The sequence below is a fragment of the Enterobacter sp. BNK-22 genome, from assembly GCF_048684805.1.
Classification (GTDB): Bacteria; Pseudomonadota; Gammaproteobacteria; order Enterobacterales; family Enterobacteriaceae; genus Enterobacter; species Enterobacter quasiroggenkampii.
On the sequence record NZ_JBLQTT010000002.1, the window covers coordinates 139,476 to 160,867 of the forward strand.

The window sequence follows — 21,392 nt, forward strand, 5'->3', positions numbered from 1 at the left end:
ACTCCATATCATGACTACGCACGTCACGGTGTCATTACCTATAATTGCCAGCTTAACGATGAGGAGAAACGTCAGTTTGAGCTCAAGTATCTTCCAGCTGAAAGCGAATACCCTGATATAGCCTGGGAGTTCGTGGACAAAGATTTATATACATATGCCGCTGAATACCTTCAGATGTCGGAAGAAAACAAGGGTACATTTGAAAAAACGGCGCGCTCAAGGTTCAGAAAAGAGATGGAGATGATAGCGTTCCCTAAAGGCGCAGCCGAAGCGTTGATGATGAAGAAAATCGTAAATGCATTGGCAGAAAAAACTGTAAGCGAACCTGTACCTGAGCCGGAGCCAGCACCTGGACCATCAGAGGCAGACAATGAAGCTAACCAGGCCATTCAGTTACTGAAATCCATCTTGGCTCTGGAGTCCAGTGATATGGGACAACTCCCCGAAGCCCGCTGCCAGGTACGTAGCGCGGTTTCTTCACTGCAGAATGCTGGTCGGTTCGAAGAAAATGAAAGTCTGGTTAATTCCGCTGCACGGCATCTATCTGATCTGCTGGTAGCGATCCAGAGGAACGGAGGTGTAGCGTGAGATTAAGCGCACTTGAACGCCTTGACCTTACCGATAAGCTGGATGAGCTGATTGTCAGCGCGACGTCCGCAAATGGCCTGGCTCTGCTTGATCTAAACGACGAAATAGAACAGGTGATGGAGCTATTAGGGTATGGCGCAGCGGCAGTAGAACCGGTACCTGATTCACCAGCTGTTGTTCCTCAAATCGTCACCGACTTTTTGGCTGGAGCCTTTATCAAGCAGTCACATTCCGCGTTCCTGGAGACGTTACGAAACTTGTCGGAGTTTGTGGGGCAATTCCTTACCTTGGATGAAGTTAAGGAACAATCCGAGAACTGGATTGAGGATAGTGGTTTCGCGCTTTGAAGATAGGCCCCATCCGGGGCCTCCTGTCAGCTGCATCCACGAATGTTGTGGCAACTTGAGGCTAGATGATGTCTGATGATGCTTATTGATGTAGTTAAGTATTGTTTATTCGAAGAATATGGTACTATTTTTAGCACATAGATAAAGATTCATAATTTACTACTACTATTATACAAGGACGCATTCATGCCTGTACTGTTAAGGGGGGACTCAAATATGCCAGTAATGCCTATGACGTTTTCTCCTAGCGCTGTTGCACGTAGGTTTGAAGTTCTGAAAGAAGTAACCATACAGGATACCCTGTACCAGGTACTGTTTGACAGAAAAACTCCATTCGCAGCAGTTATCGAAGCAACTCCTTCTATCGTTAACGATGAATTGCGTCACAAAGTCGTAGCTACCTTAGAACTTCAGCGCCGTCCACAGCTTGAAGGCGTTCTGGTTAAAAAGTTCTGGGAAGATTGCGATGTGGCCCAGATTGAAGGCGTTGTAGTAGATGGTGCAATGCGAGACGTCGGCTTGGCCACGTTCGTTTACGAGACTGTCGCCATTGAAGCAGATATGACCCTGCTTAGCGATAATGAGCAATATGCTGGCGGTAAAGCCCTTTGGCAACACATTGCTCGCCAATCTAAAGACCTGGTAGTCTTCATCCTTGATACTGACTCTGCGCGATATCTGCCATTTGACGGCGACCGTATTGAGTATGATGGCAAGAGCATCCCAGAGTCTGAGATCTGGAGTGAACACCCAGACATCAGTAAGCACGGCGTAGTGCTCGTTGCTGAGTCCCGCAATAAAAGCAACGCGGTAGCAGCTTAACTCGTCGCTGGCTTTGAATAAGTGGCTCCCACAATGGGGGCCATTTTTGTTTCTACCCCCTCAAATCACATACTCCCTGACCTGCCCCCAAGATTAGATACAACCTTCTGTTAGTAATGTCAGTTGGTTTTTCTTCATATTTCCCGTTTCGCCAGTCCGCTGCAAATTCAGCTGGCGTCTGGCAATCCAGCGATGAATGTGGACGGCACTCGTGATAATCCTGCCGCCAGTCGTTAATGATTTTCCTGGCGTGAACGATATCGCTGAACCAGTGCTCGTTCAGGCATTCATCTCTGAATCGGCCGTTAAAGCTCTCAATAAATCCGTTCTGTGTCGGCTTGCCCGGCTGGATAAGCCGTAGTTCCACTCCATGCTCAAAAGCCCATTGATCGAGCGCGCGGCAGGTAAATTCCGGGCCCTGATCGGTTCATATCGTAGCCGGATAACCGCGAAACAACGCGATACTGTCCAGAATACGCGTGACCTGAACGCCTGAAATACCGAAAGCAGCGGTGATCGTCAGACACTCCTTCGTGAAATCATCCACACAGGTAAGGCACTTGAGCCTGAGACCGTTTGCCAGTGCGTCCATAACGAAATCCATCGACCATGTCAGGTTCGGCGCATCCGGACGTAGAAGCGGAAACCGTTCGGTCGCCAGCCCTTTACGGCGTCGTCTGCGTTTTACGCTCAGTCCATTAAGGTGGTAAATGCGGTATACCCGCTTGTGATTGACGTGAAGGCCCTCCCGACGCAGTAGCTGCCAGATGCGCCGGTAACCAAAACGTCTGCGTTCAAGCGCCAGTTCAGTGATACGCCCTGATAAATGTGCATCAGCAGATGGACGCTGAGCGTCATAACGGCAGGTCGACAGGGACAAACCTGTAAGTCTGCAGGCACGACGTTGCGACAGACCGGTCGCATCACACATCAACACCACGGCTTCCCGCTTTTGGCCTGTCGTCAGTATTTTCGCCCAAGAGCCACCTAAAGCGCCTCCTTATCCAGCATGGCTTCGGCAAGCAGCTTCTTGAGGCGGGAGTTCTCCTCTTCAAGCGACTTAAGTCGCTTTACCTCAGGAAGTTCCATGCCACCAAACTTCTTGCGCCAGGTGTAGAAAGTGGCATCGGAAATGGCATGCTTACGACAGAGCTCCCGGGCAGAAACCCCGGCTTCCGCTTCGCGGAGAATACTGATGATCTGTTCGTCGGAAAAACGATTCTTCATGGGGATGTCCTCATGTAGCTTATGAAGACATTACTAACATCGGCGTGTGTTAATCAACGGGGAGCATGTCAGCGTGGTTTGCCTTCTGTCGTCGGCCCTGTCGAAACAGAAATGAAGTAGATCCCCAGACAAAGGGAGTTTTGCCATCTTCTTATAAGGCCCCTTAGCTCAGTGGTTAGAGCTGTCGACTCATAATTGATAGGTCGCCGGTTCGAACCCGGCAGGAGCCACCATCATCCTTAACAGCGGCCAATGCATAACTCTTACTTGAACGAAGCTTCGATGGATGCGATTGGGCCTTTCAAGCGATACAGGAGCCCTTCTAATGCGTTGATAGCATTAACCAAAGGCTGATAGATTTTTTCCTGCCTAGACTGGCTCTCGCTCTGAATACGAGCCACATGGGCGTTATATACAGGCCTCATTCTATTCTCGGCCTCATTCTCATCGTCGTGCCGGATTATCCAACCAGTATCAAATCCTCGCATTCCGCCATAACGGCCACGATATTCCGAGAACGAAGCTCTGGTATTGATAGCGAAGTTGATCTCTAGATGGACTTTAGGGCCTATCTCATCCCTCACGCGTACTTTCTCGACCTTAAGATCGCTTATGGTCTCGTCTTCCATCTCGTGGAGTTTTGACAAGCAACCGTTGAGTAATTGCAGACCTTCAACTACAGCGTCTACCAAATTAGGGATTTGGTTTGGTTGTTTTAGATCCAATGCCTTCACAGACCAGAATGTTGTATAGACTGCGACAAAACGGGATATGACGACAAATTCATTCCAAAGATATCTGGCATCAGAGTTAATGGCGGCCTGTATTTCAGAAGCTGTTCTGTTAAGCAACTGCTGAGTATTCTGCTCCAGTAGGTCATCATAACGACCAGAGTTTTTGTATTGCTTAAGATTTCTTATGGCAGTGTCGACATCGATAACTATGGCTCTTGCCTCAACTGCCATTAACTCCTGATGCACATAGTTTTCAATTTGGGCTACGGCATTAGCGAGATCTTCCTTTGTTGCTAATGAGCCTGTAATTCCTTTTAGTAGCTCCTTAACTATCGTTTCACCGGCTGACTTACCAGCGGCAGTTGCAAACGCTATCAATAAATCATCAATTCCAACCATATTGGCCTCGACAATGAAATTGTAGTTATTGGTACCGAACCAAGAGAAGTTCGGCATTGCTGTTGTGTAGTTTTTACTGGTGGCGGTACGCCACACGGAATGAGTATAGATAGCGGCTTAGAAAGTTTCCGCAAGGTCGCTCAGCTGGTGGTTTAACGTGAGGTGAGTATCGGTGTGGACTGACCCCACCCCGCTAGACAAATTCTGTCCTCACGACGAGGCCTGTTCAAAGGCCTCCGGACTGACGCCGCCGAGGTGGCTGTGGCGCCGGGCCCGGTTGTAGAACACTTCAATGTAATCGACGATATCGGCCCGGGCCAGATCCCGGGTTTTATAGATACGTCTTCTGATCCGTTCTTTTTTCAGTGAACTGAAGAACGATTCGGCCACTGCATTATCCCAGCAGTTACCACGCCGGCTCATACTCGGGCCAGATTAGTGGCCCGACAGAAGCGCTGCCAGTCGTCGCTGCCGTACTGGCTGCCCTGGTCTGAGTGTACGATGACCTCGCCGTCCGGTTTTCGCCGCCAGACGGCCATCATCAGCGCGTCGAGTGCCAGTTCGCGTGAGAGAGTGGGCTTCATCGACCAGCCGACCACATTACGGGCGAAGAGATCGATAACCACTGCCAGATACAGCCAGCCCTGCCAGGTGCGGATATAAGTAATATCTGTGACCCAGACCTGATTGGCCCGGACAACAGTAAACTGCCGCTGCACGCGATTAGGGGCAACCACTGAAGGTCGGCTGGCGATACGACGCGGCGCTTTATAGCCGCGCACGGCTTTGATCCGGTTCAGTTGCATAATACGACCCACCCGGTTTTTGCCGCAGGTCTCCCCGATTTCGTTCAGGTCGCCATGAACCCGCCGGTAACCGTATACGCCTCCGCTCAGTGAATATGAGTCACGGATAAGCGTTAGCAGGCGCTGGTTATCTTTATCGCGTGCCGAGAACGCGGGTTATGCAGCCACGCGTAGAACCCGGCCCGGGCGACATTCAGTACCCGACACATTGTCATCACACCCCATACAGTGCGGTGCTCATTGATAAAGCCGTACTTCAGTCGGGCTCCCTTGCAAAGTACCGCGCGGCCTTTTTCAGGATATCCCGTTCTTCTTCGGTGCGTTTTAGCTGCGCCCGTAGTTTCAGGATCTCGCTTTTGGCTTCCAGTAAATCCCGGGCATGCTGTTCGCTGTTATCGGGTTTAATAGCCCGTAGCCACTGATAGAGGCTGTGTGCAGACACGCCCAGGCGGTCAGATACTTCGGCAACGGAATAACCGCGTTCCGTTATTTGACGGACGGCTTCTTCCTTAAATTCAGGTGTAAATCGTGGTGTGCCCATACGCTCCTCCTATGCTCAAACTATAAGGCAGGATCGTCTACCGGGGCGGGGTCAGTCCATAAATAGCTCTGAGGTGTCTGTTAAACCCGTGGCGATTCATCCCCCCTGTTGGCGGAAGTAGTCCTTACACTTGAAGTACGGATCCCCCATCTTTACGCCAAGCTTTTTGGCCTCTGCCGACCTGGCTATTACGCTGCCATCGTTATTTGAGAGTACAACAACAGGCTTGCCGCGCAGGTCTGGTCTAAACACGGTTTCGCAGCTGGCATAGAAGGAGTTTACGTCAACGAGAGCGAACATAGCCGCCTCCCTTAATGATGGTCATCATACTGACCCACGCAAATATACTGTATGCATACACAGCACAAAAACACAGCAATTTAGATCTACGTTATGATGCAGATGTTGAAAGCGAAGCTGCTGAGATTACAGAATCATATGATTACGTAATCATAAAATAGCAGAAGAAATGGACTAAAAGAGAGGGATTGACGTTGGCTATATGTTGCACACAACCGCTAAAAAAGACTGACTGTACTAATCTTTTTTTCAAGATTGCGCGACATCATGTTGCGCAATTCTGACCTCCCGTTGAAGAAATCAGCACTCGATCAAATTTTGATTTTTTTTTCTTATTTGTTGACATATCGTCCAGGCCTTACGGTGCGTGGACTTAGCTTTTTTTAACATTTCAGGAGTCAATTTAACTATAAAATCAACCCTTGTGCTAAAAATATTCATCACTAGAATAATCTTTAAAGCGATATATGGCGTTTGGAGTAGTCATAAGATCCTACATATAGTGCTTATCTACTGAGTATGTGACAAAAAACAAAGGTTGTGAATAACAGACGGAAATGAAAAAACCCGGCTGTTTAGACCGGGTCTTTCAATCGGTATACGGAGTTCGCACCTCCGGTTACCGTGCCAAATGTATCTGGCGACTGAAGTTAGCTTAAACAAATGCACTGCATTCTTCAAGCAAGCTAAGGCATCCTAATAACACCTGGAACGCCCTAGAAGCACCTGGAAGAGTTTTAAAGCATGATTTAAAAGCGAAATTTCAGCCCAGTATTTTTGGTGATTAGAAGGCCCCACCCAAACCAGAAATCGTGCTGAATGTATCTGGCGGCTAGATACAGCAACTGCAAAGGCAAGCCCAAGGGTGTTTGCGGCGAGGCGCGATGAACAAAGAGGAAGATGCATGGCATTGCTTCTGTTGTTCTTAAAACTCGCGCACCCGGTGACGGCCATCATTACGGCCCTGCTGGGATACTTCAAAGACCGCTAACCCTAAGCCCAGGAGGCTATTATGGTTGCATTGCTGTTGAAAATCGTACCGCCGATGTTCGTGATCATTGACGCGATCATCGAGTACGTAAACCAGCGCCCTTAAGCCTGGTTTTGAAAAAGGCCCGGTGTAATGGGCCTTTTCTTCAATCTACGACGGTGACCATACCTTCGAACTTCATTCGGAAGTAGGAAGCATTACTCATTAACTGGTCTTTGTTCTTTACTCTACCCGCAGCCTTTCGCGCGAATTCAATAGCACCAGTCAATTGTTCATCGACATAGTCGGTGATAAATCGGCGTATTATGTGGCGTTGATACTCAGCGATAGAGATATGGCTGGCAGCGGCTTCTTTACTGTTTGCATTCGCTGCACTTACTAACGCATTCTTTAACGCATTAAAATTCTCACGAGGGATCTCATTAGATGGTATGTCCATTACTTAGCCTCCTCATTCTTTGAATAAACAGGATCGTTACCCTTAGGTAAAGCTACAGAACGTTCCCGATAATACCGTAGACGCTCCATAAAATACTCTCGGTACTGCTCAGGTTGTTCTCTGGCCACCTGCTCCGCGATGACGGGTATATTCTACGCTCTTTGTAGGCAACGCCTGAGGCGGCAAGATCGACGTTAACTTTGTCGCGCTCTTCCTGAGACTTTGCTGCAATGTTCCAATCTGACATACAGCCTCCTTAACAGTCAGTCATTGAGTGATACTGGCAGTGAATTCAACGAATTGTGCGTCCACCAGCTCTTGATCGCCCGGCAGGTATTGTTTGTTACCAGCTGCAGGTAAAACAACAACCTCGTTGCCACCAAACTGATCGGCGGTAATATCCAAAATAAATGCGCCCACAGGGGTTTGGACTTCAAGCCAGTAGTGCCCATGCCCACCAGCGTGATCGAAATATCCGCCATCGGTTTCGCCGTCACCGCCCCGAGGTATCGCTCGGTAATCCGTAAATTGATTTACCGTCATCATTGCAAGAAACGTGGCATAGGCACAGGTGCCTTTCGTTTCGCCAGCCGCATCGCAATCAGCCAGCATCTCCGAAAAAATACGCCGGGTCTTGCTGGCTACTTCAAAAATCTCTTGAGTAACAGACTCAACCAAGTGGGCCCCCAGATTAAGTAAATACCGATTATTTGGCTGCTGATGGAGTGCCAGCTGCTTCGCATACGGCATCCATGTGCTTCTGAATCCACTCACTTAGAGTCAAGCCTTCAGCGTTCGCCTGAGTGACGTACTGGTTTTTGCGCTTTGGTGTAACACGCATTCGGATCATCGCCGTTGCCGGTTCGTCGTCCTTCATTGAATTTAGGGCGCGTGGGTCTCGTTCTTCGGTCATGATTTTTCTGTGTGGAAAGTGATAGCTGTAGGGATATTACCGCAGGATCAGGAAAAGCCCCAAACGGGGCTATCCGTTATTCACTTAGCGTAATTTCAGTCAGGTAGGTTTCAGCTGCTGCTACTCTATGAGCGTTAACTTGCCCGTCTGAGCCATATAAGCGTCCGCAGGTGAGACCTCGTGAATGGCCAGCGTCATACCCGGCAAGGAAATGTTCCTTAACGCCTCCAGCTGATTCGGTTACCCCCTGGGCTGGTGGTGTGGTGTAAACCAAGATTACACGACGTGGATCGGCGTGAGGAGAAACAGGGTTGGCTTTGAATAAATAGCCGCACCCGTCTTTCTGCACGCTCCGTAACTCCTGTTCGTCAGTTCTAGCTACAGGCTCAGCTTTCATTTTCCCATCCCCCAGCGACGTACAATTTCGATCCAAAATCTTCCTTGCTCACTCTTTTCCTCCGGAGCTGATGGCCATGACAGAACCAGGTACGGAGTAGTCCGTAGAATCAAACACGACGCTTACAGCGCGAAGAAACTTAACGGCTTCCAGTTCTGGCATGGGTTGATAGTCAGCGTTTGTCTCAAAGCTTTTGCTGTGATGGTTGTAAACAATGCCCGGCAATTCTTTACGAAGCTTGGCCATATCACGGGTTGTACAGGCATTGGCAACACCAAAGGTCTCCATCACGTAGCGGTAGTTGTAGCTGTCAAAATCGCATCAACAAACTTTGTTCGGGCATTCAGGTTTAAGTCACTGGCTTTAAGGCTTGTCATGGCGGTCTACTCCGTCTCACTAGGTTGGTGAAAACGCTCCGTTTACTTCAGTTTGGATGGCAGTTCATAGGTTCTCCGTAGCACTCTCAGAAAATTTTCATCACCCGAGTTCTACGCTTGACAAGCTGGCTGATTGCCCATGCACAGGTGCTGCCAAACAAAAATAAAATATCGTTAGATTATTGATCCATGCAAAGTTTTGGACGGTTAGTGAAATGGAAGATGCAAGGAAGTTGGCCAAGGAGAAGGCTATAGAACGCCAGCGACGCAAGCAGGCAGACCCGGCATGGAGAGCGGCACAGTACGAGAAGAAAAAGCAGAGCGCCCAGCGCCAGCTGGAACGGCAGCGGGAAAAGTTAGCGTCACCAGAGTATCGCGCTCAGCTGCGCGAAAGAGAGGCAAGCTGCAAAACCAAAAAAGAGCACCAGGGGATTAAAGGGGCGGACGCCGACTGCAGACGAAAAACGCGTTATGGACGCGCTCGGAAAACTCACCTGCATCGCTTGCTGGGTGCATGGCAAGATTCAGCCGGTGATCAGCCTCCACCACATCGACGGTCGTTCGGCGCCAGACGCACATAAAAAACAGCTCCCGTTGTGCTGCTGGCTCCACCAGCTTGCGGCTCCGCCCGAAGTCAGGAAGATTTACCCCTGGCTTGTGCCAGTTCATGCCGATGGGAAGATAGGCGGTAAGGCGGAGTTTGAGCGGTTGAACGGGACGCAGGAGGAACTTTTGAAGCTTGCTCTAAGCCAAATTGAGTAATGCGAACTGGCCGTGAAGTTTAGGCCAGTTGCTTGGATTGAGCTCTAAATATCAGATAGCACGCGTTTCAGAAAGTAATTTTCTCACAAACGTATTACAGAAGTGGTTGTAGCGTTCATATCGGCCCTTCACTTCTTCTTCTACGGCATACCTTTTAGCTCGCATGTATTCGAGATTCTCTTCCTTCCTAACCAAGGATAAATCCTTAAGAAATGCGTCCCAATTATCTTGGATTTTTTTAATGTTTGTAATATCACTTCCCGTAAACATCGAAGCAAGGGCCTGGGTTACAATTGCGACTACAAAGCCAGATGGGACATACCTCATCGACGATAATTTTTTTTTAAAAGTATAGTAATCAACGTTATCAATCATACAGTCACGAAGGCTTTCTTGACCATTTTTAGGCTCTCGAAAACGAGGTCCTATCGTTGTGAAATAAGCTTCGTAAAATACTTCATCCCTTAACTCAGGATCTAACTCATCCAATGCTTCTATAAAGAACGGCAGAGTATTGTAAGTGGATTTTAGGCTATATTCAGCATGGTAGTTATTGATTAGCTTCATGAAAGATAGTTCTTTAACTAAACCATATTTCGCTCTAAGAACTTTATGTCCTGAGGTTAAAGTTTCTAACTTCTGTCTTTCCCAGATAACTATTCTGAATGGAGGTTTGTTATTCTCTACATATTGTTCAAGGTAATTCTTACATGCGTTAGAAAGGTATCCGGAAGCTATGATGAGCAATACGTCAGGTCGTGTTGAATGAGCCCATGATAACGCACCCTGCAGCTTTTCTGGAGGTACGCCCTTGTTATAGTGTTTGCATTCAATATTCCACCTTTCGTTAAACTTTGAACCATCAATATCCGTCTTGTGGAAAATAGCTTCCAGGTCGCGTCCTTGGTCAGAAGGACTTGAACCCAGTGGTGTACCCTTCCTCCAGTCAAGATGTGCAGGCTCCAGGCTTAAAAGCACTTCATAACAAAACTCTTCAAATTGAGTTGGGTCAAGTGAATCGAAATTGAACTCCACGGAATCCCCTTATAGCTTTATTTTTTTCTGGTTTGTGCATGCTGTAAGTCCCGATTATCTATCATTTTTCGGTCTTGCACAATTGCAGGAACGACGGGGAGTGAGGAGTGATTGAATAAGAGAAAAGCGCAGCCATAGATTCAAAAACTAAACATTTTTAGTCCCATTTAAGTCTGGTGTGTTTTATATTCGCTCCGTGGCAATGATGCCACCGGGCGTGGAACCCCGACAAAGTGAATAGCAGTACAGCAGTGTCACATCATAATGGCGGCACTAACAGAGAGGCTACTTAGTCCATCGGTGATTCACTATTTCCGAAGTTCCAGCTCTGTTAGTGCCGCCGCCATCTTTTCCAGGCGGCTCCAGCAATAAACGGAGTGACGAATGGACGTTAAATACCTAAACACCAAGATATCTAATACCACAGGCGGTTGCTACGACTGGTCGGTACAGTTTGGCAAGAAGACGTTTACCGGTGCTCTCGATGAAGCAAAGCGCTGGCTAATGACTCAAACCTGTCTGAAGCTCGAAAGAAGGAAGAAAAAAACTACTTGAATCTAACTGTTTGTAGCGTTTATGATTTTTTGGCCGTAGCAAAATCTACGGACGGGCGTGAGAACCCGGATGAACTGTTAAAGGCGACACAGACGCCATAGCGTCTTTTCTTGTGTCAAGCCATCGCGCACCCATATCGGTAATAACCGTATAAAATCTATGGTGGCGCTGGTGGGGCCGACTTCGGTCGGGCCGGTCTTTATCCTTTAACAGCCGGTTTCTCACCCCCATCAGCGTCACCGCCATTTTGAGCGTGAGAACTCAGGCGGTGACTCCTTAAATGTTAAAGGGGACTGCCGCCATGGCTACTACCACCACCAAAACTCACCCAGAATTCATCTGGCGCTTCTACTCTTGCCAGAAACGCCGTTATCACCTTGTCATTGCCCAGACCGAATCTGAAGCCCGTTCACAGCTTCCTGACTCTCCGTGTATCTTCTCGTCTCGCTTCTCCACTGAGCGCCCGCCAGTCAACTACTGGATCACCCAGGGGGCCTCCGCATGATTGATCTCAACCGCCTCCAGGTTGTCTCTTCAGGACATACCCTCTTCAATGCTTTTGTCATCGTGGTTGATATCGACGCGGTTCTTCGCCGCGCCGCTTGGCCAGAAAACCTTTTTGTCTGGTGCGAAGTCAACGCAGATGACTATGTAGAGCTGTTTCTTGTCAGCGACATGGCCATTTGCATCTTCGAACCTGCTCCAGACGACTACTGCAGCAGCGATTGGATCGTTATCTCCGTGCAGTAAGAGACGTGCCCCTGCCCTTTGGTGGGGGCTTCAGTGCGTTTGAAGAATGGGTTTTACATGAGCAAAGCTACTAAACCAGCAGCCTTTAACGGCTACGAGCTGGCGTTTGTCGTCGGGCATTCTCGACTGTCGCGCAGTGCTGGCCATATCCTCGCATAGTGCGCGAACCTGACCGCTTCCACCAGCGAATACTTTATTCACAAATCTCACCGTACGATCGCCGAGGAAACCGGCTACAGCGTTTCGACGGTGTTCCGGGCATTTCAGGAGGCGGTTGCTCGCGGTCTGTTAAGCTGCACTGCCGTTGCAGATGAGCGAACCAACGCTAGGAAGGCGAACCTATACCGGTTTACGCCTGGATATCTGGCGTTCGTGGCGCGGGTAAAAGAGAAACTGGTTGGTGCAGATCTTAAAATCACGTCGCCGGTGCGAAAGTTGAAGCAGCTGATGGATCAGGTTTTCGCCCTGTCTCCCCCCGGTCAAATTAATAGGCCCTCCCCCGGTCAAAATGACGTAGCTAAGAATAAGAGAACTTCCTCAAGAACAACAAGAAGAGATCTTCCGGGTAAGCCGGAAATGCAATCGCCGGTTATTGGCGCTCAGCAGCTGGCGCACACAATCGCAACAGCAAAAGCAGCCGCGGCTAACAAGCGCTCGCAGCTGGCCATACAGGAACGCCACCAGCAACGTGATGCCATCGGGAGCCAGGCGCGTAAATACGCCTACCTGCAATACAGGAGGGATAACGATTTGCCGGGGATTAGTGACTTCAGCAACGAACCGCGTACCGGACGGTTGAAGGACGCTATTGATGCACTAAAGTTAAGGCTGTCGCAAAATTCGTGAAATTCAACTTAGGGACTGTAGATTAAATTGATAAATGAGGTATGTTACTGTCAGACATAGCAAAAAATCATGGTATGGATTACTAATGGATAAAAGCTTAGAGAAACTTTTACCTGATTTTGGTAAAGCAATACGCCCTCTTGTTTTCAAGCATGTAACAACAAAAAAAGTAGCAAATGCAAAGCATGTCTTATTCATGGCTGGATCACCTGCGGCAGGAAAAACCGAACTCTTAAACAGGCTTATCGAAGAGAACCAATTCGACAACCTGGTTAGAATTGATGCCGATGATTTTCGCTGGTGGTTCCCTTACTACAACGAAGCGAACGCTTTTGAATACCAGCGACCGGCGTCAAGGATGGTAGATTATATTTATAAGGAAGCCCTTGAAAAAGGTTATCAAATCGTTATGGACTCCACGTTTTCAAGCATAAGGAACGCTGAGCAGAATTTTGATCTGGCCTTGAGTATGGGATACAAAGTGATGTTGAATTATGTCTATTTTGACCCGGAACACGCATGGACTTTTGCTCAAGCCAGGTCACGCAAGGTTCCGTTAGAGATACTAAAGGAAAATTTCTTTAAGAGCCGAGCTACTATTGAACATATGCTTGCGAAGTACGAAGGACGTTTCACACTCAATGTATATCATCGCCAGGTAGACCCTGAAAACGAAGGGCACTATGTGGTGAACGAGGTTTACAACGTGTCTCTGAAAGACTGGCCCACATCCCATCATTGCCCATATGCAGACATTAGCGATCTTGCGCACATAGGTGTATAATAAATGTCCGATTTGAGGAGTGCATATGTCTGCTAAAACTGAAACCACTAAACCAACTCCCGCAATTACGCTGTTCGATGCATTCGGACCGAACGTTAGTGAGGAAGTTAAAGCTATCAACCATAGAGCTGCAGAGCTTTCTATGGATGATATGGTTAAGGTTATGGGTCTCCAGGATTCAGCTTCGAAGACGACATCTAAAGTCAAATTTGAAACCAAATCGAGTTTCGCTCTTGATACGTCTGAAATGCTCTCTTTACTAGCATGCTTTGAAGAAAAACAATCAACAGCAGATTTGGGTTCAAGGCTTAAAAAAATTGGATATGACATTGCTGCTTCACGAAAGCAGTCAGAAAACGTACAACATGTCATTTTTCAGATGCTCAACGACCCTTCAATGCAGCGACGCCCGACTATAACCCCTACTCATTCCAGGGGTGGGCTTGTAGTTAAAAGAGCTGTTGATTCAGCCGCTGATCAGCTTCAGAAGTTGCTCGATGAGGGAGTCGATAGTCGTTCGATTTCTATCGCGATTAAATATCAGGACCCTGAAACAGGGTTAACGCGTACTCGTACGGTAGAAGATGATGCTTCTGGTTCTGCTGGTGCTCGGGTTGTCTTTAGAAGAAGGACTCATGAGCGTAAGGTAGGCAAAACTATTCGTGACTACTTCGCGGACCTGCATCCTGCAGGAAGCAAAAAGTAGCTCTTATCAGCATAAAAAACCGCCCTTGTGAAGTGAACCCCGAAAGTTGGACATCCAACGATTAGGGGTTTTGCGTTTCAATGGGCAGAAAAAAATATTCATCTGAATTCAAGCAACAAGTTGTTCTCCACTATCTGAACAGTGGTGACGGTGCAAAGAAAACGGCCAGGCTGTTCGGCGTCGATCACGGAGCGGTCAGACGCTGGACTGAACACTGGAAAGTGAACGGGGTGAACGGTTTTTCCATTCCTACCAGAGCTTACTCTGCTGAGTTCAAAGAGTCTGTTGTGCTCTGGATGCAGCAACACAACAAGTCATCCCGGAAAGCTGCGGCGGAGTTTTGCATCGCAACCGCTTATACTGTCAGCAAGTGGGAGCGCCTTTACCGTGAAGGCGGTGTTATTGCCTTACAAGATAAACCCAGGGGGCGTCCGGTGAAGTCTGGTAAGAACGAAACGTCAGATAAAAAACTTAAAAATTCCCCTCCAGCGTTTCAGAGCGTTGAAGAAGAGCTTGAATACTTGAGGGCGGAAAATGCCTACCTAAAAAAGCTTCAGGCCTTGATTCGGGAAAAGCAGAAGACAAAGCAAAAATAATTACCGAATTGAGGCAAAACCATAAACTGAGGATGCTGCTTCATATAGCAGGATTGCCTCGCAGCACTTACTACTGGCACGTTAGGGCGGAGGACAGTGGAGAGCGCTATGAGGGCGAACAGCAAAGAATAGCCGCACTGTTTCATTATCATAAAGGACGATATGGTTACCGCCGCATTACCCTGGCGTTGCGCAATGAAGGCTACGGCATAAATCATAAAACAGTACGAAAACTGATGCGTAAGATGGGGCTGGCCTCATGCCTGAGAAGCAAGAAGTATCAGTCATACAAAGGTACCTACGGTAAAATCGCACCAAACATCCTGTCTCGTAATTTTAAGGCCAGCAGTCCAAACCAGAAATGGGTTACAGACGTGACCGAGTTCAACGTAAAAGGGACAAAGCTATATTTGTCACCAGTGCTGGATCTGTATAACAGCGAGATAATAGCCTGGCATATGACGACGCATCCGGGAATGAACCTGGTCGACAACATGCTCAGCAAGGCCATACAGCGGCTAAAGCCAGATGAAAGACCGATACTGCACTCTGATCAGGGCTGGCAATATCAGATGGCACGGTATCAGGAAAAGCTTAAGGTTAAAGGTATAGAGCAAAGCATGTCGCGCAAAGGAAACTGTCTGGACAATGCAGTGATAGAAAACTTTTTTGGTCTGTTGAAGACAGAATGTTGGTACCACGAAGAGTATGAAAATACGGACCATCTACGAAAAGTAGTGGAAGAGTACATCCATTATTACAACAACGAACGAATCAAGCTAAAACTAAACGGCCTGAGTCCAGTACAATACCGAACTCAGGCTATGTCAGCCGCCAGTTAAGAAAGTGTCCAATATATGGGGTTCACTTCATTACGGTGGTTTTTTTGTTTGGGTGATGCATAAAAAAGCCGCCCCTAAGGACGGCTAGAAACTTTGCAGTTTTACCGGTTTCCCGGATCCAGACCCCTGTTAAAGGAACCAGTTGATAAGTTGCATAACTGCTGCAACTAGACTAATTATCGCTGTAATAAGCTCAAACATAGCCCGCACCTCCATCTCTCTGTGGTGCGTGGATCTAAGCATTCCCTACCTTTTTGATGCGTCCAACAGGTCTGCCCTTCTCTTTTGCTAAGAAGATAAGTTTTCCACGCTACCGGCCGAGGAATTCGGGTTTCCAGCCCGAACAAGGACTAACATCCTAACAACTTACGGCGTAGCCACCGATAGGACGCTGATTGCTACTAAAATTGAATAAACTAAGGAGAATATATTCAAATTTTATGAGCCAAAATCTTCAGTTTTCTCTTCAGAAAAAAAAGAACTTTAGCTTCTCTACTTAACGGTCGGTTAATGGCTTATCATTCTTTAGCGCAGGAATTATATGGATAAATCTTAATGTGGACAATGTGTTTGATACAAAAAAAATACTGTAATATACTTGTTCTTGCTAAGAAGATAAGTTTTCCACGCTGCTACTTACTGGCTTCCAATCAGTAAGTTCCAGAAATGAACCCCGCCATCCAAGCGGGGTTTGTGCTTTCTAGCGTTCTAGAAAGACCTCAATCCAATCCCCCGGCACGTATCTTCTCCAGTGTTGATTTCGTGCGCGGCATTTTCCCTTTAGCAGAATTAATGAAGCTGCAGTTGGTCACATCAGCGGCCCTACGTGGATTACCATCAGCTGGAAGCCATTGGCTACTTAGGCTTGGCATTCCCATCGAAAATAGACATTTAATACTGGGTATAGGATCCGCCCGTTTCGGCGTAAAGCCTGAAATTGACCACTGCGCCATTAGTGATACTTCGAATCTCCAGATCATCTGACCTGCCCCCAGTATTAGATACAACCTTCAGTTAGTAATGCCGGTTGATTTTTCTTCATGTTTCCCGTTACGCCAGCCTGCTGCAAATTCAGATGGCGTCTGGTAATTCAGCAATGAATGAAGTCTGGACTCGTTATAGTCCTGCCGACAGTCATTAATGATTTTCCGGGCATGAAGAACATCGCTGAACCAGTGCTAACTCAGGCATTCATCCCGAAAGCGACCGTTGAAACTCTCAATAAATCCGTTCTGAGTTGGCTTATCCGGCTGGATTATGCGCAACTCAACACTATGTTCAGAGGCTCATTGATCCAGCGTGCGACAGTTAAATTCCGGGCCCTGAACGGTTCTTATCGTCGCAGGATATCCACGAAACAGCGCAATGCTGTCCAGAATACGCGTGACCTGAACGCCTGAAATCCCGAAAGCAGCGGTGATCGTCAGACACTCTTTCGTGAAATCATTCACACCGGTCAGGCACTTGATCCTCCGGCCGCTGGCAAGTGCATCCATGACAATATCCATCGACCATGTCAGGTTCTGCGCATCCGGGCGAAGAAGCGGAATCAGTTCAGTCACCAGACCCTAACGGCGCCCCCTATGTTACACCCAGTCCGTTAAGGTGATAGTTTCGGTAAATCCGCTTGTGGCTGACGTGAAGGCCCTCCTGACGCAATAACTGCCAGATGCGCCGGTAACTAAATCGGCGGCGTTCGAGTTCCAGCTCTGTGATGCGTAGAGTCAGTTATGCGTCAGCAGACGGACGCTGAGCCGAATAACAGCAGGTTGAAAGTGACAGACCGGCCAGCCTGCAGGCACGGGGTTGTGACAGATCCATTGTCTCTCACATAACTTCCACGACTTTCCGTTTCTGGTCTGTTTTAAGAACTATCGGCCCAGAGCTACCTGAAGCGCCTTCTTATCCAGCATAGCATCAGCAAGCAGCTTCTTGAGACGAGCGTTCTCCTCTTCAAGTGACTTGAGCCGCTTCACTTCGGACACTTCCATGCCGCCGAACTTCTTACGCCAGGTGTAGAAGGTGGCGTCTGAAATGGTATTCTTGCGGCAGAGTCCCCGGTCCGAAACCCCGACTTTAGCCTCACTGAGGATAATGATGATCTGTTTGTCGGATAACGCTTCTTCAAAGGGATTTTCTCCTGTGGCTTATGAAGACATTAGTAGCATCGCGGTGTATTAATCAACGGGGAGCAGGTCACCAATTAAGTGGTGGGACCACGGTCCCAGTTGAGCGGTGGGACCACGGTCCCAGTTGAGCGGTTGGGACCACGGTCCCAGTTGAGTGGTTGGGACCACGGTCCCAGTTGAGTGGTTGGGACCACGGTCCCAGTTGAGTGGTTGGGACCACGGTCCCAGTTGAGTGGTTGGGACCACGGTCCCAGTTGAGTGGTTGGGACCACGGTCCCAGTTGAGTGGTTGGGACCACGGTCCCAGTTGAGTGGTTGGGACCACGGTCCCAGTTGAGTGGTTGGGACCACGGTCCCAGTTGAGTGGTTGGGACCACGGTCCCAGTTGAGTGGTTGGGACCACGGTCCCAGTTGAGTGGTTGGGACCACGGTCCCAGTTGAGTGGTTGGGACCACGGTCCCAGTTGAGTGGTTGGGACCACGGTCCCAGTTGAGTGGTTGGGACCACGGTCCCAGTTGAGTGGTTGGGACCACGGTCCCAGTTGAGTGGTTGGGACAGCGAACTTAAGACGTAAGCACGTAGAACATGTGGGAGGAAGCTAGCTTTTATTCTTCTTTGCCAAGAGTTCGAGAATCTCCTCAAATTTCTCTATTTCTTCTTCAGAAATCTTTGTGCGATCCAAACTGATGATAACTTTATTCCCTTTGTATTGGGCCGTTGCGCCAGGAATGAATTCACGCTTTACAGGAGTCTGAATAGACTTACGCTGAGAGTCTTTTAGAAGATCGGTAAGTGATTGAATTATTTCTTCAGATTCAAGCAGAACGCCTGCTTTTTTCTTTTCAGCTAATTCTTTTGCACCCTTAAGCAAAATATCTTCTTGCGAAGAAAATAACTTTTGCAGATTGTCTCCAGCCCTGGCTGACAGATCACCAGGATGAGAGAAGAGGGCGATTACCTCACGTGGAAGCTTTGCCGTGCTGATGCATCTCGTTATGATTTTTCGAGAGATATTCTCCGCATCTGCTAAAGCAGATATATTTCCATTAAACTCCGATTGCAGCCTGGAAGAATAGCGTCTTCCTCTTTCATAGGCGCTGGTTGGCCTGTAATCATTTCCAAGCTTACATAAAGCATCCATTTGCTCATCATCAAGATCGCCTACCAAAATACGATATTCACTTGAAGTAAGTATGGCTGTTTTACGTCTCCGACTTCCGTCAGCAACTTCAATTATGTCTGCAAGCTTCCTGCCGAAAGCCGGATTTTGCTGACCAGTCAGTAGAAAAGAAGGGATTAGATCATCCAACGATTCTTCTGTTAAAAACTCCTGATCACGTTCGTTTCCGGACCAAACTTGCGTTGCATTTTCAACGGCGTTTCCAGGAATTGTTTCCAGGACAAACTTAACGTCACGACCGCAAACTGGAAGCGTGATTGAGTTTCCCTTCGCCATAGCACCAACACGTGCAATAAGGGAATCGACCATTGGAGCTGCAGGTGCAACGGACGCAGATGGTGTTACACTCGCCGGTGTTGTTTTGGCAATAATTGGCGCGCGTTTCATTAACGGATCTCCCAACGAGGCTTGATCAGACGGTCAAATATTTCATTACAAACTGGCTCCCAAATCGCGAGGGCATTTCGCCAGGCTCCGGTCGAAGAGCGCTGATCGATTGCTTGTTCAAATACAGTACGCATACGTATCTGACCTTTACCTACCTCGTCAGTCTCACGCACAACGTTCTTAAGAACCATACTGCCCCAGGCATCACGAATCTGCTCTTCCATCCATGGAGACTGCGAACCGTTGTTATTACTATATTTTGTCAGGAGAATTCTGACGTCTGGCTCGAAACCTTGCAGGTCAACGTTTTTCAATAAATCACGCAGCATATCGAAAAACTGCAAAGCAGATGTATAGTCAAAAAGCTCAGCCGGAGTTGGAACAATCAATACATCCGCAGCGCAGACAACATTGATAGTTCCGATACCAAGGTTAGGTGCACTATCAATTACAATCACATCGTAATCCTGGGCAACAGTCTCTATTGCCAGACGAAGCATCATATGAGGTTCTGTTGGTAATTTACCCTCATCGTAACGCCCCATAAGCTCAGTTTCGATTCTATGCAATGCCAGACAGGAAGGGATAATGTCCAGGCCAGGCCAGCATGTTGGCTTGATAGCGTATGAAGCATCGTCACGCTCACCCAGGTAGAAGGGGAGCAAAGTATCTTCGGCGTGAATATGTAAATCAGGAACCCATCCATGGTACATAGAAGCTGTACCTTGTGGATCATTACCTTCTACAAGCAGAACGCGAAGTCCTTTCAAAGCAAGGTCTTGAGCCAGATGGACTGAAACGGAAGTTTTATAAACGCCACCTTTATGTGCCGCAACACCAATAACTGGGGGAACACTTTCACCAGGACGGCGAAGGCGAGTGCCGAAAACATCTCGCATATGGTTGATTTGTTCGATTGTATAACCGACTCGCTGTTCAACCCGACCTCTCATCTCCATATCAGGGTGTGGGAGGCGGCCCGCTTTTTCAGCATCACGGATTGCCTGGGAAGAAACACCAATCAAATCTGCTGCCTCACCAACACGCCAGCGGCGAGTTATTTTTCTTGCTTCAGGGCTATCATCATTAAATTGAGCAATAGCAATAGCTTTTGTCATTTCATGGCCAGCTGCTATGCATTGATCAAGAGTATCCATTAATCCCATAGTATGTTCCTTATAATCAACTTTGCATGATTATATTAAATCTTGGAAAATCTTGCAAAGCAACACCAAAAACGCAAACAAAATGAAAATATGCAAAGTTGTTCAAAAATTAATTAAAGCGCATGTATAGCACACTAAAACAGTAGGGTTAATTAGATTCGGCATCTTATGAAAAAATTGGGTACTCCTTGGCTATTAAGACCCCATATAACCCAGGTTCTTCAATGACAACGTGAAGCCAGAAGGGGTGGATTTGCCTAAGGGATTTTGTATACGGCAGCTTGAAAAGATCCCGAATTTCAGAGGAAACTTTTGAAATCCAAAGGAGCCGTTCTATACAGCGAGCTTAACCAAGCCTACGATGTGGTGGAGCGAGTTGTGAGCCCATGCCTGCACTAATATTCATTTAAATGGCGACGTTCTTCATCAATTACCACTTAGGCCTCGTTAACCTTAAACATTTAATGTCTGCGTGAAACTTCTCGCCATGCTCTGCCAGGCCCCACCAAAGCATTGCTCTAAGTGGCAGCCAGAACGTTGTTCATCAGTACGGCGAGCTGTGATTTTTGGCTTTGCTGTCGACATGCAGAAGACAGCTTTTTTGACCATTCATTATCACTCCCCCATGAAATGTAACCACTTGCTCAGCTTCCGGTGGCTTTGACCTTTGCAGATAACAAATCGCTAAAAACCGCATGGGAACTAAATGCTCAAATGCATTACAGGAGGCTTGATTAGTGAAGAGGGAAGGGGAGGAATCAAGCGGTTAACTAA

Annotated in this window: 17 protein-coding genes, 1 tRNA gene and 6 pseudogenes; 11 read left to right on the forward strand and 13 right to left on the reverse strand. The window is 47.8% G+C overall.

The window, feature by feature from the left end; all coding sequences use genetic code 11:
- Positions 1-132: 132 nt before the first annotated feature.
- From ACMGGE_RS22905 to ACMGGE_RS22915, 3 genes are all read left to right on the forward strand, one after another.
- Positions 133-588 (forward strand): hypothetical protein, encoded by a 456-nt coding sequence (locus ACMGGE_RS22905; RefSeq protein WP_420290612.1) that lies wholly within the window; start codon positions 133-135, stop codon positions 586-588.
- The gene (locus ACMGGE_RS22910; protein WP_420290613.1) at positions 585-935 is read left to right on the forward strand and encodes a ddrA; all 351 of its coding nucleotides are present in this window, start codon (positions 585-587) and stop codon (positions 933-935) included. The genes ACMGGE_RS22905 and ACMGGE_RS22910 overlap by 4 nt, the downstream gene beginning before the upstream one ends.
- A 216-nt stretch (positions 936-1,151) precedes the next feature.
- Entirely contained in the window at positions 1,152-1,757 is a 606-nt protein-coding gene (locus tag ACMGGE_RS22915; RefSeq protein ID WP_420290686.1) for a hypothetical protein, read from the forward strand.
- A 52-nt stretch (positions 1,758-1,809) separates the two neighbouring features.
- Here ACMGGE_RS22915 and ACMGGE_RS22920 read toward each other — a convergent pair.
- Positions 1,810-2,984 (reverse strand): annotated as a pseudogene (locus ACMGGE_RS22920) (IS3 family transposase).
- A gap of 157 nt (positions 2,985-3,141) precedes the next feature.
- Between ACMGGE_RS22920 and ACMGGE_RS22925 the strand changes: the two are divergent.
- Positions 3,142-3,217 (forward strand) — tRNA-Ile (locus ACMGGE_RS22925).
- Between the two features lie 30 nt (positions 3,218-3,247).
- On the opposite strand, the gene ACMGGE_RS22930 is transcribed toward ACMGGE_RS22925, so the two are convergent.
- The 8 genes and pseudogenes from ACMGGE_RS22930 to ACMGGE_RS22965 all read right to left on the reverse strand — a co-directional run bounded on the left by ACMGGE_RS22930 (position 3,248) and on the right by ACMGGE_RS22965 (position 8,792).
- Positions 3,248-4,117 carry a hypothetical protein gene (locus ACMGGE_RS22930; protein WP_420290614.1) on the reverse strand — a complete coding sequence of 290 codons (870 nt, stop codon included), beginning with the start codon at positions 4,115-4,117 and terminating at the stop codon, positions 3,248-3,250.
- Between the two features lie 210 nt (positions 4,118-4,327).
- Positions 4,328-5,464, reverse strand: a pseudogene (locus tag ACMGGE_RS22935) (IS3 family transposase).
- A gap of 102 nt (positions 5,465-5,566) precedes the next feature.
- Positions 5,567-5,764, reverse strand: a pseudogene (locus ACMGGE_RS22940) (DNA polymerase V subunit UmuC); the annotation flags it as partial.
- Between the two features lie 1,136 nt (positions 5,765-6,900).
- On the reverse strand, positions 6,901-7,194 hold the full coding sequence (locus tag ACMGGE_RS22945; protein WP_420290615.1) for a hypothetical protein: 294 nt from the start codon (positions 7,192-7,194) through the stop codon (positions 6,901-6,903).
- Positions 7,194-7,441, reverse strand: a pseudogene (locus tag ACMGGE_RS22950) (DNA polymerase III subunit theta). Before ACMGGE_RS22950 ends, ACMGGE_RS22945 begins: the two are co-directional and overlap by 1 nt.
- A 20-nt stretch (positions 7,442-7,461) precedes the next feature.
- Positions 7,462-7,872, reverse strand: coding sequence for a hypothetical protein (locus tag ACMGGE_RS22955; RefSeq protein WP_420290616.1), 411 nt, complete (start codon positions 7,870-7,872; stop codon positions 7,462-7,464).
- A 28-nt stretch (positions 7,873-7,900) separates the two neighbouring features.
- Positions 7,901-8,107, reverse strand: a complete 207-nt coding sequence (locus tag ACMGGE_RS22960) for a hypothetical protein (protein ID WP_420290617.1) — start codon at positions 8,105-8,107, stop codon at positions 7,901-7,903.
- Positions 8,108-8,552: 445 nt separating this feature from the next.
- Positions 8,553-8,792 carry a hypothetical protein gene (locus tag ACMGGE_RS22965; RefSeq protein ID WP_420290618.1) on the reverse strand — a complete coding sequence of 80 codons (240 nt, stop codon included), beginning with the start codon at positions 8,790-8,792 and terminating at the stop codon, positions 8,553-8,555.
- Positions 8,793-9,096: 304 nt separating this feature from the next.
- On the opposite strand from ACMGGE_RS22965, the pseudogene ACMGGE_RS22970 reads away from it, so the two are divergent.
- A pseudogene (locus tag ACMGGE_RS22970) lies at positions 9,097-9,643 on the forward strand (Ref family recombination enhancement nuclease).
- Positions 9,644-9,694: 51 nt separating this feature from the next.
- Here ACMGGE_RS22970 and ACMGGE_RS22975 read toward each other — a convergent pair.
- The gene (locus ACMGGE_RS22975) at positions 9,695-10,678 is read right to left on the reverse strand and encodes a restriction endonuclease (protein WP_420290619.1); all 984 of its coding nucleotides are present in this window, start codon (positions 10,676-10,678) and stop codon (positions 9,695-9,697) included.
- A gap of 856 nt (positions 10,679-11,534) precedes the next feature.
- On the opposite strand from ACMGGE_RS22975, the gene ACMGGE_RS22980 reads away from it, so the two are divergent.
- From ACMGGE_RS22980 to ACMGGE_RS23005, 6 genes are all read left to right on the forward strand, one after another.
- The gene (locus ACMGGE_RS22980) at positions 11,535-11,738 is read left to right on the forward strand and encodes a host cell division inhibitor Icd-like protein (protein ID WP_420290620.1); all 204 of its coding nucleotides are present in this window, start codon (positions 11,535-11,537) and stop codon (positions 11,736-11,738) included.
- Positions 11,735-11,983, forward strand: coding sequence for a hypothetical protein (locus ACMGGE_RS22985; protein WP_420290621.1), 249 nt, complete (start codon positions 11,735-11,737; stop codon positions 11,981-11,983). The genes ACMGGE_RS22980 and ACMGGE_RS22985 overlap by 4 nt, the downstream gene beginning before the upstream one ends.
- 372 nt (positions 11,984-12,355) lie before the next feature.
- A complete protein-coding gene (locus ACMGGE_RS22990; RefSeq protein ID WP_420290622.1) occupies positions 12,356-12,829 on the forward strand; it encodes a hypothetical protein in 474 nt (157 codons plus the stop codon).
- Between the two features lie 85 nt (positions 12,830-12,914).
- Positions 12,915-13,613 (forward strand): zeta toxin family protein, encoded by a 699-nt coding sequence (locus ACMGGE_RS22995; RefSeq protein WP_420290623.1) that lies wholly within the window; start codon positions 12,915-12,917, stop codon positions 13,611-13,613.
- A 25-nt stretch (positions 13,614-13,638) separates the two neighbouring features.
- Positions 13,639-14,319, forward strand: a complete 681-nt coding sequence (locus ACMGGE_RS23000) for a hypothetical protein (protein WP_420290624.1) — start codon at positions 13,639-13,641, stop codon at positions 14,317-14,319.
- A gap of 80 nt (positions 14,320-14,399) precedes the next feature.
- Positions 14,400-15,757, forward strand: a protein-coding gene (locus tag ACMGGE_RS23005) for an IS3 family transposase (protein ID WP_420294212.1) whose coding sequence is annotated in 2 segments (ribosomal slippage) — positions 14,400-14,862 and positions 14,862-15,757 — 1,359 coding nt in all. Because the reading frame shifts where the segments join, the coding sequence is not laid out codon by codon here.
- Positions 15,758-16,767: 1,010 nt separating this feature from the next.
- On the opposite strand, the pseudogene ACMGGE_RS23010 reads toward ACMGGE_RS23005, so the two are convergent.
- The 3 genes and pseudogenes from ACMGGE_RS23010 to sopA form a co-directional block, all read right to left on the reverse strand.
- A pseudogene (locus tag ACMGGE_RS23010) lies at positions 16,768-17,859 on the reverse strand (IS3 family transposase).
- A gap of 624 nt (positions 17,860-18,483) precedes the next feature.
- Positions 18,484-19,452: a ParB/RepB/Spo0J family plasmid partition protein gene (locus ACMGGE_RS23015; RefSeq protein ID WP_420290631.1), complete on the reverse strand. Its 969-nt coding sequence runs from the start codon at positions 19,450-19,452 to the stop codon at positions 18,484-18,486.
- On the reverse strand, positions 19,452-20,618 hold the full coding sequence (gene sopA, locus ACMGGE_RS23020) for a plasmid-partitioning protein SopA (RefSeq protein WP_196351355.1): 1,167 nt from the start codon (positions 20,616-20,618) through the stop codon (positions 19,452-19,454). The genes ACMGGE_RS23015 and sopA overlap by 1 nt, the downstream gene beginning before the upstream one ends.
- Positions 20,619-21,392: the final 774 nt, after the last annotated feature.